This window comes from Bacillota bacterium, from assembly GCA_033549065.1.
Taxonomy (GTDB): Bacteria; Bacillota; Dethiobacteria; order DTU022; family DTU022; genus JAWSUE01.
In genome coordinates this window covers 42,391-56,769 of record JAWSUE010000001.1, presented here as the reverse complement: position 1 = coordinate 56,769, position 14,379 = coordinate 42,391, and the positions used below count along the sequence as shown (strand labels likewise).

Sequence of the window (14,379 nt, the reverse complement as noted above, 5' to 3'; positions counted from 1 at the left end):
TTGACCTGAACATCAAACGGGTTATCGATTAAAGAGATAACCCTGGTGGGTGCCTCTTTTTATTAACTCATTTTCAACCATTGAAGCTATTTTGCCTGCACTTTCACTCCATTGCGGGGCGATAAGCAGATCATCAGAAATTGATTGACTGGCCAGGCGATGAATAACTGCCTCCGGAGAGAGTCTTTCGAGACAATCACAAAGTATAGGTATATAATCTTCAGCTCTGTAATATAACTTCATTTTCCCTTTCTGGTATTCTTCTGCCAGGGGGGTATTACGCACAACCTGCAGATGATGAAACTTAACTCCGTCTACTGCACATTTATTCAGAAAATGTATTGTATCAAAAAACATCTCTTCAGTTTCACCCGGTAAACCAAGAATTATATGAGCACAGCTATATATGCCTCTGTTTTTCGTTTTAGTCAGCGCGATTTCAAAATCGATGGCTTTGTGGCCACGGTTGATTCGTTGCAGGGTTTTATCATGGGCTGATTGCAGCCCGTATTCAATCCATATATGATATTGACTGGCGTATTCTTCAAGCAAATTTAGGGTTTCATCTGTAATACAATCAGGTCGTGTGGCAATGCTGAGGCCGATTACTTCTGGTTCAGCTAAAGCTTGGTCATACAGCGACTTTAAATGCTCTAGCGGGGCATAGGTATTGGTGTAAGCCTGAAAATAGGCAATATATCGGGCCCCTTTTGATTTTTTTTTGCCTCTGGATAACTGAACCGCCAGGGGAGTAAATGAAGCCTCTTTGCTGAAAGGCGAAAAAGATGGATTGTAACAATAAATACATCCTTTCTCACCTATTGTCCCATCGCGGTTTGGACATGAAAAACCGGCATCAAGAGGTATTTTATATACAGGTCCACCAAATTTTTCGCGGAAAAAGCTGCTAAGGCGGTAATACCAGCCAGGTTCCTTAGATTTTATATAATCACTGTTCATTTTTATGCTCTTTTCTGTTACCTGCTATGGCATCAAGGGTTTCAGGCCTTTCCAGGTATAGCATTAGAACCGTAATATCAGCAGGGCTAACTCCTTCCATTCGGCTCGCCTGGCCAATAGTTGCAGGGCGAATTTTTTCCAGCTTTTGACGCGCTTCTTTTGAAAGATTTATAGCTTTGCTGTAATCAAAGTTCTCCGGTATTTTTTTCTCATGCATTTTTGACGTTTTTTCGATCATTTGTTTCTGCTTTGATATGTAACCTTCATACTTGATTTGATTTTCCAATTCTCCAAGAGTTCCATTTGGCAGATCGGGCTGTCTGGCCTGTTCCCATTCCAGGTAAGCCGGATAACTAATTTCCGGCCTTCTGATCAGTTCTAAAGCGGTCAGCGGGTGTTTTGGCAGGGCAGAGCCATGGCTCTTTAAAAACACTTCAATTTCTCCACCTGGATTATGCCTTATTTCCTTTAACCTCTTCAATTCATTTTCGATATAATTCTTTTTGATCTTGTAAGCATTGTATCTTTCATCATCAAGCAGGCCGAGTAATCTGCCTTTTTCACTGAGCCGTAAATCAGCGTTATCCTGGCGCAGCAGTAGTCGATATTCTCCTCTTGATGTAAATATTCGATACGGTTCCTGAACACCACGGGTTACAAGATCGTCAATCATAACTCCTATATATGCTTCGCTGCGTCTTAAAATCAAGGGATCGTTGTTTCTGAAGGATTGTACTGCATTGATTCCGGCAATTAATCCCTGGGCTGCAGCTTCTTCGTAACCGGTAGTACCGTTAATCTGACCGGCAAAAAAGAGCCCGCTGATCTTCTTGGTTTCTAGAGTTAATTTAAGTTGAACCGGTGGTGCATAATTATACTCAATGGCGTAAGCCGGTCGCATTACTTCTACATTTTCAAGGCCGGTTATTGTTCGAAGGAATGCTTCCTGTATTTTGGGAGGAAGCCCTGTAGAAATTCCCTGAAGATATAGTTCATCAGTATCCGCTCCTTCAGGTTCGATAAAAACAGGATGGCGATCCCGGTCGGCAAAACGGACAATTTTATCTTCAATTGAAGGGCAATACCTGGGGCCGCGCCCTTTGATCAGCCCGCTGTATATTGGAGCTACTGAAAAATTTTCCCTGATTACACGGTGGGTTTCCGGGTTAGTGTAGGTCATCCAGCATGGAATTTGTTCTTTTGGAGTTTCTAAAGTATTTATTGAAAAACCGGGAGCACCGGGTTCACCGTAAACTGGAATTAATTTTGAGAAATCTATACTTCGTTTGTAAATCCGGGGCGGAGTACCGGTTTTAAACCTGTCAAATTCAATGCCCAGATCTTCGAGACTGGAAACCAGGCTGAAGGAAGGAGTCAGGCTACCCGGAGAGGCTGTATAGTGAAGGTCACCCAAAAAAATTTCTGATGCCAGATATACTCCGCTGCAGATGATAGCTGTTCTACAGGGAAACAATGCACCGCTGCGACCCTTGACGGCTTTCACTGCCTTGTTTTCGGTTATCAGTTCTTCAGCCATATCTTCACGAATTGTTAATCTTGGCTCACTCTCAAGAGCGAGCCGCATTGAACGCTGGTAACCCCATTTATCGATCTGTGCTCTTAAAGCCTGTACTGCCGGTCCCTTACCGGTGTTAAGCAGGCGGACCTGAAGCAGGTTTTTGTCGGCTATTCTGGCCATCTCTCCGCCGAGTGCATCAATTTCACGTACAAGATGCCCTTTCCCCGGCCCGCCCAGAGAGGGATTGCAGGCCATGTATGCAGTCATGTCGAGGTTGAGAGTTAATAAAAGAGTGCGACAGCCCAATCGGGCAGCTGCCAGGGCAGCTTCACAACCGGCATGTCCTGCGCCTACAACCACAATATCATAGCTTTCCTGGTCCATGCTGCTTTTATTTATGGCAGACATACTATTTCACTCCATAGAAAAATATAATCAGTAAAAAGTGATTAGTAATCATAACTGCGGGCTATAGGCATTCTACGTCCGGAACCAAATGCACGGGTGGTGATACGTAAGCCCGGGGCGGCCTGTCTCCTTTTAAATTCTGCCCGGTCAACCATATAAATAACTCGTTCAACTGTTTCTTTTTCAAACCCTTTTGCTATTATTTCTGAAATGGCAAAGTTTTCTTCAATATACAATTGAAGAATAGGGTCAAGGATATGATATGGAGGAAGAGAGTCTTCATCTTTTTGATTAGGCCTTAGTTCCGCAGAGGGTGCTTTTCTTATAGTTCTATCAGGGATTATTTCAGAGGATTGCCTGCTGTTCAGGTAGTTGGCCAGTTCATATACCATCATTTTTGGGAGATCCGCTATTACAGCAAGTCCTCCTGACATATCTCCATATAGTGTGCAATATCCCACAGCGAGTTCTGATTTGTTACCCGTTGCAAGTGCCAGGTAGCCTTCCCGGTTTGAAACATGCATGACGATATTTCCCCTGATTCTGGCCTGCAGGTTTTCTTCAGCCAGGTCGAAAAATGCCCTCTGCCCGTCGTTTAATAATTCAAGATAAGTGTTGAAAGGCTTTTCTATTTCAACTATTCTGTACTGTATCCCAAGGTTTTCAGCAAGTGCGACTGCATCTTCCACGCTGTGGCTGGACGAATACGGAGAAGGCATCATAATGCCCAAAACATTATCAGGTCCAAGGGCTTCAGCAGCCAGAACAGCAACTACTGCTGAGTCAACTCCACCGCTTAAACCAAGAACTACTTTTTCAAATCCGGTTTTATGCACATAATCCTTAAGCCCGAGGCACAAAGCCCGTCTGACTGTTTCCATGTTTTCACATACAGGTATTGGGTTTTTAAATGTTTTTTTAAAGAGATCGTCGGTTTCTACATAGAAAAGCTCTTCCGAAAAACTCTTAGCGCGATAAAGTAATTCTCCCCGGTTATTAAATGCCAGGCTCGAGCCATCAAATATAAGTTCATCATTTCCACCCACCTGGTTAAGGTAAATAATACCGGCATTATATTTTTTAGCCAAAAAAGAGATCAGTTCTTCACGAAGTTTATGCTTGCCAAGATGGTATGGCGATGATGACAGGTTTATCATCAGGCGGGCTCCTTGTTGGAAAAGTTGTTCAAGAGGATCAGTATTGTAGATTGGGTTTTGGAAAAAGTCGTGATCATTCCACATATCTTCACAGATTACGATTGCTGTCGGCAGATCATCCAACTTTTCCAATTGCAGATCCGGTGCCCTGGTAAAATACCTTTCTTCATCAAATACATCATAATTGGGCAGTAAACTTTTCAAGTGGGCTGATTTTATTTCCCCTTCTCTGATAAACAAGGCAGCATTAAACAGCTTTCCGGAATCTCTGAAAGAAGCGCCAATCAAAATTGCCGGTCCTGAATATTTGGTGAGCGGTAGTATGTGATTTGTGAGGATTTTGCTTTCTTTTTCAATGTAACTTTTATACAGAAGCAAATCTTTTGGAGGATAGCCGCTCAGGGCTAGTTCTGGAAAGACGACCAGACCAACATCATTTTTTGCAGCAATCTCATACTGTTCGGCAATTTTCTTTGTATTGACGGTCAGTGCTCCGATCGTGGGGTTTAACTGAGCCAGGGCAATGCGCATTTTATCCCCTCCATTTAAATTTATCCAATTATAACATAGTAACTTTATATCTGATCGAAAATATGGTTTAGAATTATTTAGGGGTAATCTGGATCTGCGAATGCCTGATTAGAGGAATAGAACTAATTAGTGGAGAAATATTCGGTATAATAAAAATCCGGGTTTAATCAATACAATAGTTATATATATGGAATTTGGGGGTGTTACCAATTACAAAAATAAAAAAAGCGGTCATTCCTGCCGCCGGCCTGGGAACCAGGTTTTTACCGGCAACCAAGGCGATGCCCAAGGAGATGCTGCCCATTGTTGATAAACCGACCATCCAGTTCGTTGTTGAAGAAGCAGTAGAGGCAGGCATCGAAGATATTTTGATCATTACCGGTCGAAATAAAAGGGCAATTGAAGATCATTTTGACTATAATATCGAGCTCGAAATGTTTCTCGGACAAAAAGGCAAAGACCGTGAAGTATCAGAAATAAAATCTATCAGTGAGATGGCTAATATATTTTATATACGTCAAAAAGAACCTTTGGGCTTAGGACATGCAGTTCTCTGTGCCAGAAAATTTATCGGCAACGATCCATTTGCAGTTCTATTAGGCGATGATATTGTATATTCCGAGAAGCCTGTGATCGGTCAAATGGCAGAGATATACTCAGATAAAGGGCAAACCATTTTAGGTTGCCAGCAAGTTGGATGGGAAAATGTTCATAAATACGGTGTAGTTGATTCCGGCGGTGAAATCGGAAATATAGTCAGAGTCAGGCAGCTTACAGAAAAACCGCAGAGGGAAGATGCAGTATCAGATCTTGCAGTTTTAGGCCGCTATATCATTGATCCAGAGATTTTTGATATATTGGAAAAAACGATCCCCGGTTCCGGTGGAGAGATTCAATTAACCGATGCATTAAATAACCTGGCTTTGAAATCAACGGTATGGGCTTATACCTTTAAAGGCAGGCGCTATGATGTGGGCGACAGGCTTGGCTACCTGGAAGCAATTGTCGAATATGCATTGAGGAGAGAAGATTTGGCTCCCGCGCTGAGAGCATATCTTATAGAACTTTTGAAGTAAGGCTGATTTTTAATTTTATACTGCACGAGGAGGAATAAAAATGTATCTTCACCCCGCACCCCTGGCCCAACTGGCCCGTGATCTGGTTAGTGGAAAGCTTGATCTGAAAGATCACGTTAATGTAACCTGTGACTTGCTGGACAGCGAAGATTCTGTGATTGAATCTTTTTTACCGGAACCCGGCCGCAGGGTAAGATTGCTTGAAGAAGCAGAAATTTTGGTAAAAACATATCCTGATCCGGCTAAAAGGCCACCGCTGTTTGGGGTACTGGTCGGTATAAAGGATATATACCGGGTTGATGGTTTTCCAACCAAGGCTAATTCAAAAATTGATCCGAAACTTCTTGCCGGTCCTGAAGCTGATTGTGTAAGGCTGTTGCGTCAGTCCGGAGCTTTGGTTCTCGGTAAAACTGTTACAACAGAGTTTGCTTATTTTGAACCCGGTCCAACCCGAAATCCACACAATATAGAGCACACCCCGGGAGGTTCAAGCAGTGGATCAGTTGCTGCTGTTGCAGCCGGATTCAGTCCGCTGACTCTGGGCACACAGACTATTGCTTCGGTTAATCGTCCGGCTGCCTATTGCGGAGTAGTTGGTTATAAACCGACCTATGAACGAATACCAAGTGAAGGGCTTCTTTATTTCTCAAGATCGGCAGACCATGTCGGTTGTTTTACACAGGATGTGGAAGGCATGATCCTTGCGGCCCGGGTTTTATGTCATGGTTGGAAAGAAATTAAGGTAGATTACAAACCTGCACTGGGCGTACCGAGAGGCAATTACCTGGAGCAGGCCTCTCCAGCATCTTTGGAGGCGTTTAACAAACAGCTCGATCAGCTTAAAAACAGTGGGTATGACATTAAAAATATAAATGTGATGGATGATATTGAAACCATAAATATGTGGCATAGAAAACTGGTCTCAGCAGAACTTGCCTTGGAACACGCAGAACTTTATCCACGGTTTAAAGATCTCTACCGGCCAAGAACAGCTGAATTGATCGAGCAGGGTATGACAGTAAGCAGGACAGAAATTGATGAGGCGCGGAAAAGGCAAAAATCATTGCGCGAAGAGCTGGAGACAGTCATGCGTGAGAACAATATAGACCTCTGGGTGACCCCTGCAGCACCGGATACAGCGCCAAAAGGTCTTTCATCGACAGGGAATCCGATCATGAGCCTACCCTGGACGAATACAGGACTGCCTTCTTTATCAGTTCCATCCGGAAAGGGTGAAAATAACCTGCCTCTTGGATTGCAGTTTATCGCTCCCTTTATGGGCGATGAGTTACTGCTGTACTGGGCGGTTGGTATTTCCGGGGTTTTTGAAGAATATCAGGCATACAACATTTAGCTTATCGAAACCTGAAGTAATCAATCAATGATGCGGCTATCCTGGTCACTGTAATGGCCAGGATAGTTCTGGTTCCCAGTATAACAAGAGGGTTGGCTCCAAAAACAGCAAAGATAAAAGTATCTTCAACCACAGAATGAGATATACAGAGGAAAATGCCAATTAATAATAAATCCCTCTTCTTAAGGTATCCTTCTCTGGAATAATCAATAATCAGTGCCGAGCCGAGGACAATTCCAAATAACATCCCTCCCAGTAGAGGTAACGCAGCTTCCTGGGGTAAGGTTAAAAATTTCAGCGGTCCTTTAACAATACCGGTTATTTTTTCGATAATTTTGTAATACCGGGCAACTTCTATACTGACTAAAATCGGTATGAGCAGGAGGGCAATACGTCCTATACTTATCAGGGTTTTGAGAATTGTATCGTAAAGTAACATAATGATTTCCATGTTTGTGGTTACCCTCCGGAAGTGAGACTGTAAACAATATTGAGGATCAGTCCTGCACCAAGAGCTGTCAGGAGCCGTAAAACAGAAGATGTGGGTATTTTTAACCCGGTGTAGCTGCAGATAACAGTTTCAACCGGCAGTTCATGACAGATTCCGATCATAACAGCCAGAACAGTAATTTGTTGAGGGTTAAGCGTCATGGTAGTCAGCACGCCCAGTGCTGCAAATAAATTGACGAAAATACCCAACAGCAAGACTATTGTTGCTTCTCCTGGCAGACCGAATAGTGCCATAGCCGGAGTAAAAAAGCCGGCAACTATTGCGATAACTCCATAAAAATCGAGAATTGCTACAAGGCAGGAAACGGGGATAATAATTTTTATCAGTAACAGCAGAAGTTTTCCGCTTTTCTTGAGACCTTTTAATATCGGTTCAGCCAGTTGAGTCAAATTAGTATCACCTTCTTTGGTAGATTGGAGGAACAGCAGATGTAAGGAGTTTACAGCTGGTAGTTCATTTTAACCAAAAGGATCATGTTTCGCAAGATGAAATGGAAGTGATCCTTGAATTTTCAGTTCAGGCGGTTGACGGATTGGTTATTCACCGCTGAGTATCATGTGCATTTGAATGAATCGCATCATATCGGTACGACTGAGCAACCCCAGAAGCTCGCCATCTTTCATTACCAGGGCCCGCCCCACATTGTTGGCAGCCATTTTGATCATTACCTCCGCAGCATCGCTTTCAGGTTTTAGAACAAGTGTATCTTTCAACGAGGTTAAAATGCTTGAGACTGTTGTATCAGGCCATTTTTCACGGGGAATATCTTTCATGTTCTGCAGGGTTACTATACCATGTGTTGTGGACCCGTATACTACGGGAAATGCACCAAATTTATAATGGAGAAAATGCTCTGCCAGCTCTTCAAGTGATGCATCTGGAGAAATTGTTTGCAGGTCGGTACTCATCAATTCCGACACCTTCATGCCGGCAAAAGTTTCTTTGAAAACGAGCTGTGAATAGCTGGACTGCCCGGCTTGATAGATCATCCAACCAATAAATATCAGCCAAAGTCCGAAGAGATTACCCTGGAAAAAAATAATAACAAAGCCTATAGCCATGGCAATAAAAGAGAGCACACTGCCAAAACCGACAGCTACACGGGTTGCCCTTAGCATATTTTTTCCAAAATACCATATAGCTGAACGAAATAATCTGCCTCCATCCAGCGGGAATGCAGGAATTAGATTAAAAATGGCCATAATTAAATTCAGACGGGCAACAAAAAAGATTGATTCACTGACAATGTTACCGCCCGGCAGAATGAGATAGTAGATTGCTCCGGTAACCAGGGCGATTAGAAGACTTGTCAAAGGGCCGGCTGCGGTTACTTTAAATTCTGTAACCGGGCTATCCGGTTCCGATTCCATTTGGGCTACCCCACCGAAAATAAAGAGAACAATTTTTTTTATCGGGATCCCTTCCCTGATAGCTACCAATGAGTGTCCGAACTCGTGAGTGAGGACCGATATAAAAACGACAAGGGTGGTGATTATACCTGCTATCCAGTATGCCTCGTTGCTTAATCCCTCGACGATGCCTGGGAAATATCCCTGGGCCAGGGTGATGCTGAATAGAAAGAAAACCAGCAACCAGCTAACATGGATCTCAACCGGGATACCCTTAAGTGTCATTAACCGAAAAGAGCTGTTCATGAGATAATAACTCCTTTGATACTAATTATTTTATTTTTAGTATAATATTGATAATTAGCTTAACTGATCCTGATTCCTGCTATTGGAATTGCAAATTGAGAGAAGGTGACTTAAACATTTATGTCTCCCCGCAGGATAGCATTATTTGTTGCAGTTGATTTGGCAGTTTTGTTGGCACTTTTGCTTGTACTTACTTATTATGGGATGAGTCATCTTGCACTGTTTATGATGGGACTCATTTTTCTTGCCATCACTATTATCGATCTGCGCAGCGGCCTGTTTTCAGAAATGTTTTCAGCATTTTTCGGATTCTCGGAACCTAATGAAATCGGCCGCATTAAGTGGCTCCCGGTTATTATGTCATTAGTTTTAATTAGCCTGAGCTTACCTGTTCTACTGGAGCACGGATTTATTAACAGCGGACAGCGATGGGCTATGCAGGATGGCCGGTTCCTTCGTATAGCGCTGCCGGCAGCAATCGGTGGACTGGTTGTGATGGCTATTGCAGTACTTACAATAACTTCAGGACTCAGGAAAAAATAATTGTTTATGTTAGAAACGTTCTAATGCTGCTTTTATTTTATTGAACTGTTCCAATGGTCCAGGGCATATCTTGCTTCAACCCTTACTTCTGGAGTTGGGTCATTACAGAGAGATTTATTCAGTGCAAATTTCGCTTTTTCCCCTCCAATTGAACCAAGGGACCAGGCAACATGAAGCCTGATCAGGTAGCGTGGATCGTTTTCTAGAATTTGTGTCAGAGGTTTTACAGCATCTATATCCTTGCTGTTGCCGATAGCGATAACAGCATTGCGTTGTATCGTTGTTTTCCCCCTCCATCCTGCCGAAGTCATGGCGATCGTTTGATTGAATTCACTGTTAGTTATACGCAGCAGGGAAAGCAACATTGGTTCTTTTGGAAAGAAATGGAAAAGCAGCTCAGGGTAAGTTGTATAAGCGCTGTCGGCGTTGTGGGGGCATACCTCCTGGCAGCTATCACAACCGTAAATCCTGTTTCCGAGAAGATGTCTGAACTGTCTTGGGAATATCCCGGAAGCCTGGGTTAAGTAAGAAAGGCAGCGAAAAGGATCTAGGATGTAAGGCTCGATTAAAGCTCCTGTCGGGCAAACTCCCCTGCATCCTCCACAACCCAGGCAATTGCTGTCACAAGGGGTATCCTCTTCGATTTCAAAATCGGTGAGTATGGTACCTAAAACAACATACGATCCGAAACATGGATTAATCAGTGTGCAGTTCTCACCAATAATCCCCAGCCCGGATATTCTTGCCAGTTCCCGTTCAACCAGGGGGCTTCTGTCGGTAAGAATTCTAAAGCTGCCAAAACCGGCTGATTCTTTTTCTACAAGCCTGGTTAACTTTTCGGCTATTCCTTCTACAACACGATGGTAGTCGAGTCCCCTGGCACATGCAGCAACGCTGCCCCGTGGGCCGGGGAAAGCAACCTGTGTTTGCAAGGGCGAATAATAAGGTATAACTATGGTGATAATACTTTTACAACCGGGAAGTAAATGCGCAGGGTTTATTCTAAGGGCAGGATCACTCTCTTCGAAAGCCGTTATGCGATTTTCAAGGATCCGACGTTTTAAACGACTTTCCAGATGGTATAAAGGATCTGCTGAAGTAACGCCTATACTATAAATTCCGGCCGATGCGGCCAGTTCTTTAAGTATTCTGTTTGAAAGACGCAAATTAATGCAAGCCTCCTTCTAACCCTGATCATAATCGCCTACATGCAGAGAGTCAAATATAAACTCCATTCAGTAAACTCTCAGGGCAGGAGTAATAGGCATATAAAAAGAATTATCTAACTGAGCATGATAATAGCCAGGGAGATTGTAAATTATGGATGAAAACTGGGTAATTCTCACCGAAGTAGAAAATGATCTGGAGGCTGATATAATCTGTGGACTCCTCAATGAAAATGGTATACCAGGCAGGAAAGCAGACAGCAGCCCTTATACGGGTGCGATGAGAGTAATCGGTGGGCTTGCATTTGAGGTTCAGATTCTGGTCCCTGAAAAATTTTTCAACGAAGCGAAAGAAATGCTTAATAACCTGAATGAAGAATAAAGTTTATTGTAATAAATTACAAATAATTCTGGAGGTTATAGAATGGAACTACCACCGGTAAAGAAACCATTTTTTTCAGAGGATCCGCATCGGGAATCATTTTGGATGCTCTTTTTGATTGGAGTAATGATCATTTCAGGTGCGCTGCTGATATTTTCCTGGTCGCTTACCCGAAGTGTAGAAATGATTGAATCTCTTCAACAGTGGCGTAACGGTACGGTTGACCTTATTTTTCGCTTCTTCACTTTTTTAGGTGATGATGAATTTTTCATGGTTTTCTTCAGTGTTTTGTTGTGGTGTATAAGTAAAACATTTGGTTTTTGGGGTGCATTTGTTCTGCTTACATCGGGAACATTCAGTAATTTCATTAAAGACATAACAATGCTTCAACGCCCTCCGATTGAAGGGGTTGTCCACCCTGAAGGGAGCTATGCATTTCCCAGCGGGCATACTCTGACGGCAGTAACAGTCTGGTGTTACCTGGCCGCAAGGCTGAAAAAAAGTGGATTTTGGATCTGGGCTTTTGCAGCCGTAGTTCTGATCGGTTTTTCAAGAATGATCCTGGGGTATCATTTTCTTGGAGATATACTGGGAGGGTTGCTTTTCGGTATATTTTTTCTTATTGTATTTCTCTGGATTAGCGCTTTCATTTACGAAAAAGGATGGTTTGAAAAAACTTCCTTTCCTCTCTTGCTCGGAATATCAATTGCTATTCCGCTCCTTTTAGCCGTTGTTTTACCGGGTGCTGATCCTCCAAAGGTAATGGGTTATCTTGCCGGTATATCATTCGGCTATGTGGTTGAAAGATCAAAAATTCGTGCAGGGGTGAAAGCTCCTTTACCGGCCCAGATATTAAAAGTTTTGGTAGGCCTGGCAGTTCTGTTCGGCATAATTATTGGTTTAAGCAGCGTTTTACCTTCATCTGTGCTTTGGATGGGCTTTATACGCTATGCGTTGGGAGGGTTATGGGCTACCCTGGGAGCGCCGGTGCTATTCATTTATCTTCGGCTGGCCTCCAAAGAGTAAAATAATATTTCATGGTAGTATCGTTTTTCTTTTAAGAATCGGCTATAATAATATTCGGCTCTTACTTTAAAAGATGCAGCAGTAAAATGAGGAGGTGAGAGGTTTGATCGGTGGGAAAATTGGTATCTGGGAGATCCTGTTGATCCTGGCAGTCGCCCTGATTGTATTTGGCCCGGCTAAACTTCCTGAATTGGGACGTTCCATCGGCAATGGTTTGAGGGAATTTAGAAAAGCGACGCGTGAGTTAAAAGATACGATCAGCCTCGAGGATAACGACAAAGACGAGCCGCTCTAGCTTCATCAGATAATTTAGTACTAGATTGTTTAGTTTACCTTGTTTATGAATGTATGCTACAATGTATAAGTAGTAAACATAATATATTTTTTGCCGAGGAGGACATACGATGTTCGGTAAAATTGGACCGTGGGAGATCGTCGCAATACTGGCGGTAATCCTTTTGATATTTGGTTCAACCAAGCTTCCCGAGCTGGCTAAAGCGATCGGGAAAAGTGTGGTAGAGCTGAAAGAAGGATTGAAGAGTAACTCCGGATCTGACGACTCAGCAACCCCTGATTCTAAAAAATAAGGTTATCAGCTTGTTCGGATATAAGCCTGGTATACCAGGGGTTGCTCGGGCAGGCTCGGAATGCCGGGAGGTATTCAGCCAGAGTGGCTAAGAGTAAAGATGGCACGATGCCCGTTCTTGAGCATATTGCAGAGTTACGCCTGCGCCTGTTAATTTCAGCAGGCGCTTTGCTTGTTGCTGCCATAATCTGTTTTGCCAGGATAGAGTTGGTCAGGGGTTTCATAACCTATCATCTCGAAGATTTGCAGCTGATTTTTCTTTCACCGCCTGAAGCCTTCATGTCGAACCTAAGATTAGCCCTGGTTAGCGGCTTGATTTTTGCATTACCGGTAATACTCTATGAAGCAGCCGCTTTTATCTTTCCTGGTCTGACCAGGGGAGAGAAAATATTCTTTATCAGCACGTTATTTGGTATAATCTTGTTGTTTGGTAGTGGTGTACTCTTTGCCTACTTTATTGTATTCCCCTATGCGTTGAAGTTTTTTTTGCAATTCGCTGCAGAACAGCTGGAACCGCGATTTACAATAAGTGAATACATTTCATTCATATTCTCCTTTCACCTGGCATTCGGGGCTGTATTCCAGCTGCCACTTTTAACATGGGCATTGGGCAAACTCGGATTATTAACGACTGGTTTTCTGAGGCGCCATCGTAAAATAGCCTTATTGATCATGCTTATTGTATCAGCGATCATAACTCCACCGGATATTATATCCCAGGTAGCCATGGTTCTGCCGTTGATTGCATTATATGAACTGGGAATTATTATGGTTTTAATAAGCGAACGGAAACGTAAGAAAATGCTCGCCCGGTGATTTAATAATTAACTATTGAGGTGTTGGTTTGAAAAGGTTAGCTAATCAAGACTCCCGGCGGAAGGGGGCGATTATTCTTGCCGGTGGAGACAGTAAACGTCTTGGTCGTCCTAAAGCCCTGCTTGATTTTGGCGGCCAAACTCTTATTGATATGATGATTAGGCGGTTAAAGACTACTTTTAATGAAATAACGGTAGTTACTGATCGCCCTGAGTTATATCAAAGGCTTCCGGTAAGATTAACCGGCGATTTGATAAAAAATCGTCATAAAAGTCCTCTCCGGGGAATTCATGCCGGTTTGAGCGCTTCAGATTTGCCATATCAATTTGTAGCAGCCTGCGATATGCCATTTCTTAACCTCGATCTGATTAACTATATGGCTGGTTTCGCTGCTGCTTATGACGCTGTTGTTCCCCGGGTAGGATTCTATTTCCAGCCACTCCATTCTTTTTACAGCCAAAAATGTATTAAATTGATTGAAGAACAGATTAAGGCTGAGCATTTTAAAATAATCGATTTTTATGCCCGGCTGAATATAAGGTTTATTGAGCTGGAAGAGATATCCAGGTTCGACCCCGGCCAGGAATCATTCATCAACATTAATACCATGAAAGATTACGAACAAGCGCTGGATATTATATCGCCTGAGAATACCAAAACAGATATTTTGGAAGGTGGAGGAGAGTAAT

General features: G+C 43.0%; 16 protein-coding genes. 9 read left to right on the top strand and 7 right to left on the bottom strand.

Features of this window, described 5'->3' with window-relative positions:
• Positions 1-21 precede the first annotated feature (21 nt).
• The 3 genes from SCJ97_00290 to SCJ97_00280 are packed head-to-tail and all read right to left on the bottom strand — an operon-like array spanning position 22 to position 4,575.
• Positions 22-960, bottom strand: coding sequence for a TIGR01212 family radical SAM protein (locus SCJ97_00290; protein MDW7738484.1), 939 nt, complete (start codon positions 958-960; stop codon positions 22-24).
• Positions 950-2,887, bottom strand: coding sequence for a tRNA uridine-5-carboxymethylaminomethyl(34) synthesis enzyme MnmG (gene mnmG, locus SCJ97_00285; GenBank protein ID MDW7738483.1), 1,938 nt, complete (start codon positions 2,885-2,887; stop codon positions 950-952). Before mnmG ends, SCJ97_00290 begins: the two co-directional genes overlap by 11 nt.
• A gap of 41 nt (positions 2,888-2,928) precedes the next feature.
• Complete coding sequence (locus tag SCJ97_00280) at positions 2,929-4,575, bottom strand: NAD+ synthase (protein ID MDW7738482.1); 1,647 nt, start codon at positions 4,573-4,575, stop codon at positions 2,929-2,931.
• Between the two features lie 209 nt (positions 4,576-4,784).
• Here SCJ97_00280 and galU point away from each other — a divergent pair, with 209 nt between their 5' ends.
• Both galU and SCJ97_00270 read left to right on the top strand, forming a co-directional pair.
• Positions 4,785-5,651 carry a UTP--glucose-1-phosphate uridylyltransferase GalU gene (gene galU / locus SCJ97_00275; protein ID MDW7738481.1) on the top strand — a complete coding sequence of 289 codons (867 nt, stop codon included), beginning with the start codon at positions 4,785-4,787 and terminating at the stop codon, positions 5,649-5,651.
• Between the two features lie 40 nt (positions 5,652-5,691).
• Complete coding sequence (locus SCJ97_00270; GenBank protein ID MDW7738480.1) at positions 5,692-7,005, top strand: amidase; 1,314 nt, start codon at positions 5,692-5,694, stop codon at positions 7,003-7,005.
• 1 nt (position 7,006) lies between these two features.
• Here the strand turns inward: SCJ97_00270 and SCJ97_00265 are convergent, their stop codons facing one another.
• From SCJ97_00265 to SCJ97_00255, 3 genes are all read right to left on the bottom strand, one after another.
• Positions 7,007-7,456: a nucleoside recognition protein gene (locus SCJ97_00265; protein ID MDW7738479.1), complete on the bottom strand. Its 450-nt coding sequence runs from the start codon at positions 7,454-7,456 to the stop codon at positions 7,007-7,009.
• An 8-nt stretch (positions 7,457-7,464) separates the two neighbouring features.
• Complete coding sequence (locus SCJ97_00260; protein ID MDW7738478.1) at positions 7,465-7,905, bottom strand: nucleoside recognition domain-containing protein; 441 nt, start codon at positions 7,903-7,905, stop codon at positions 7,465-7,467.
• A 147-nt stretch (positions 7,906-8,052) separates the two neighbouring features.
• Positions 8,053-9,171 carry a site-2 protease family protein gene (locus tag SCJ97_00255; protein MDW7738477.1) on the bottom strand — a complete coding sequence of 373 codons (1,119 nt, stop codon included), beginning with the start codon at positions 9,169-9,171 and terminating at the stop codon, positions 8,053-8,055.
• A 120-nt stretch (positions 9,172-9,291) separates the two neighbouring features.
• Between SCJ97_00255 and SCJ97_00250 the strand changes: the two genes are divergently transcribed.
• On the top strand, positions 9,292-9,714 hold the full coding sequence (locus SCJ97_00250) for a hypothetical protein (GenBank protein MDW7738476.1): 423 nt from the start codon (positions 9,292-9,294) through the stop codon (positions 9,712-9,714).
• Positions 9,715-9,746: 32 nt separating this feature from the next.
• Here SCJ97_00250 and queG read toward each other — a convergent pair whose 3' ends face one another.
• Complete coding sequence (gene queG / locus SCJ97_00245; GenBank protein ID MDW7738475.1) at positions 9,747-10,880, bottom strand: tRNA epoxyqueuosine(34) reductase QueG; 1,134 nt, start codon at positions 10,878-10,880, stop codon at positions 9,747-9,749.
• Positions 10,881-11,034: 154 nt separating this feature from the next.
• Here queG and SCJ97_00240 point away from each other — a divergent pair, with 154 nt between their 5' ends.
• The 6 genes from SCJ97_00240 to SCJ97_00215 all read left to right on the top strand — a co-directional run bounded on the left by SCJ97_00240 (position 11,035) and on the right by SCJ97_00215 (position 14,378).
• Entirely contained in the window at positions 11,035-11,262 is a 228-nt protein-coding gene (locus SCJ97_00240) for a DUF2007 domain-containing protein (GenBank protein ID MDW7738474.1), read from the top strand.
• Between the two features lie 42 nt (positions 11,263-11,304).
• Positions 11,305-12,288 carry a phosphatase PAP2 family protein gene (locus SCJ97_00235; protein ID MDW7738473.1) on the top strand — a complete coding sequence of 328 codons (984 nt, stop codon included), beginning with the start codon at positions 11,305-11,307 and terminating at the stop codon, positions 12,286-12,288.
• Positions 12,289-12,382: 94 nt separating this feature from the next.
• Entirely contained in the window at positions 12,383-12,583 is a 201-nt protein-coding gene (tatA, locus tag SCJ97_00230; GenBank protein MDW7738472.1) for a twin-arginine translocase TatA/TatE family subunit, read from the top strand.
• A 109-nt stretch (positions 12,584-12,692) separates the two neighbouring features.
• The gene (locus tag SCJ97_00225; GenBank protein MDW7738471.1) at positions 12,693-12,875 is read left to right on the top strand and encodes a twin-arginine translocase TatA/TatE family subunit; all 183 of its coding nucleotides are present in this window, start codon (positions 12,693-12,695) and stop codon (positions 12,873-12,875) included.
• A gap of 83 nt (positions 12,876-12,958) precedes the next feature.
• Positions 12,959-13,690: a twin-arginine translocase subunit TatC gene (tatC, locus tag SCJ97_00220; GenBank protein MDW7738470.1), complete on the top strand. Its 732-nt coding sequence runs from the start codon at positions 12,959-12,961 to the stop codon at positions 13,688-13,690.
• A gap of 28 nt (positions 13,691-13,718) precedes the next feature.
• Positions 13,719-14,378 (top strand): molybdenum cofactor guanylyltransferase, encoded by a 660-nt coding sequence (locus SCJ97_00215; GenBank protein ID MDW7738469.1) that lies wholly within the window; start codon positions 13,719-13,721, stop codon positions 14,376-14,378.
• Position 14,379 lies beyond the last annotated feature (1 nt).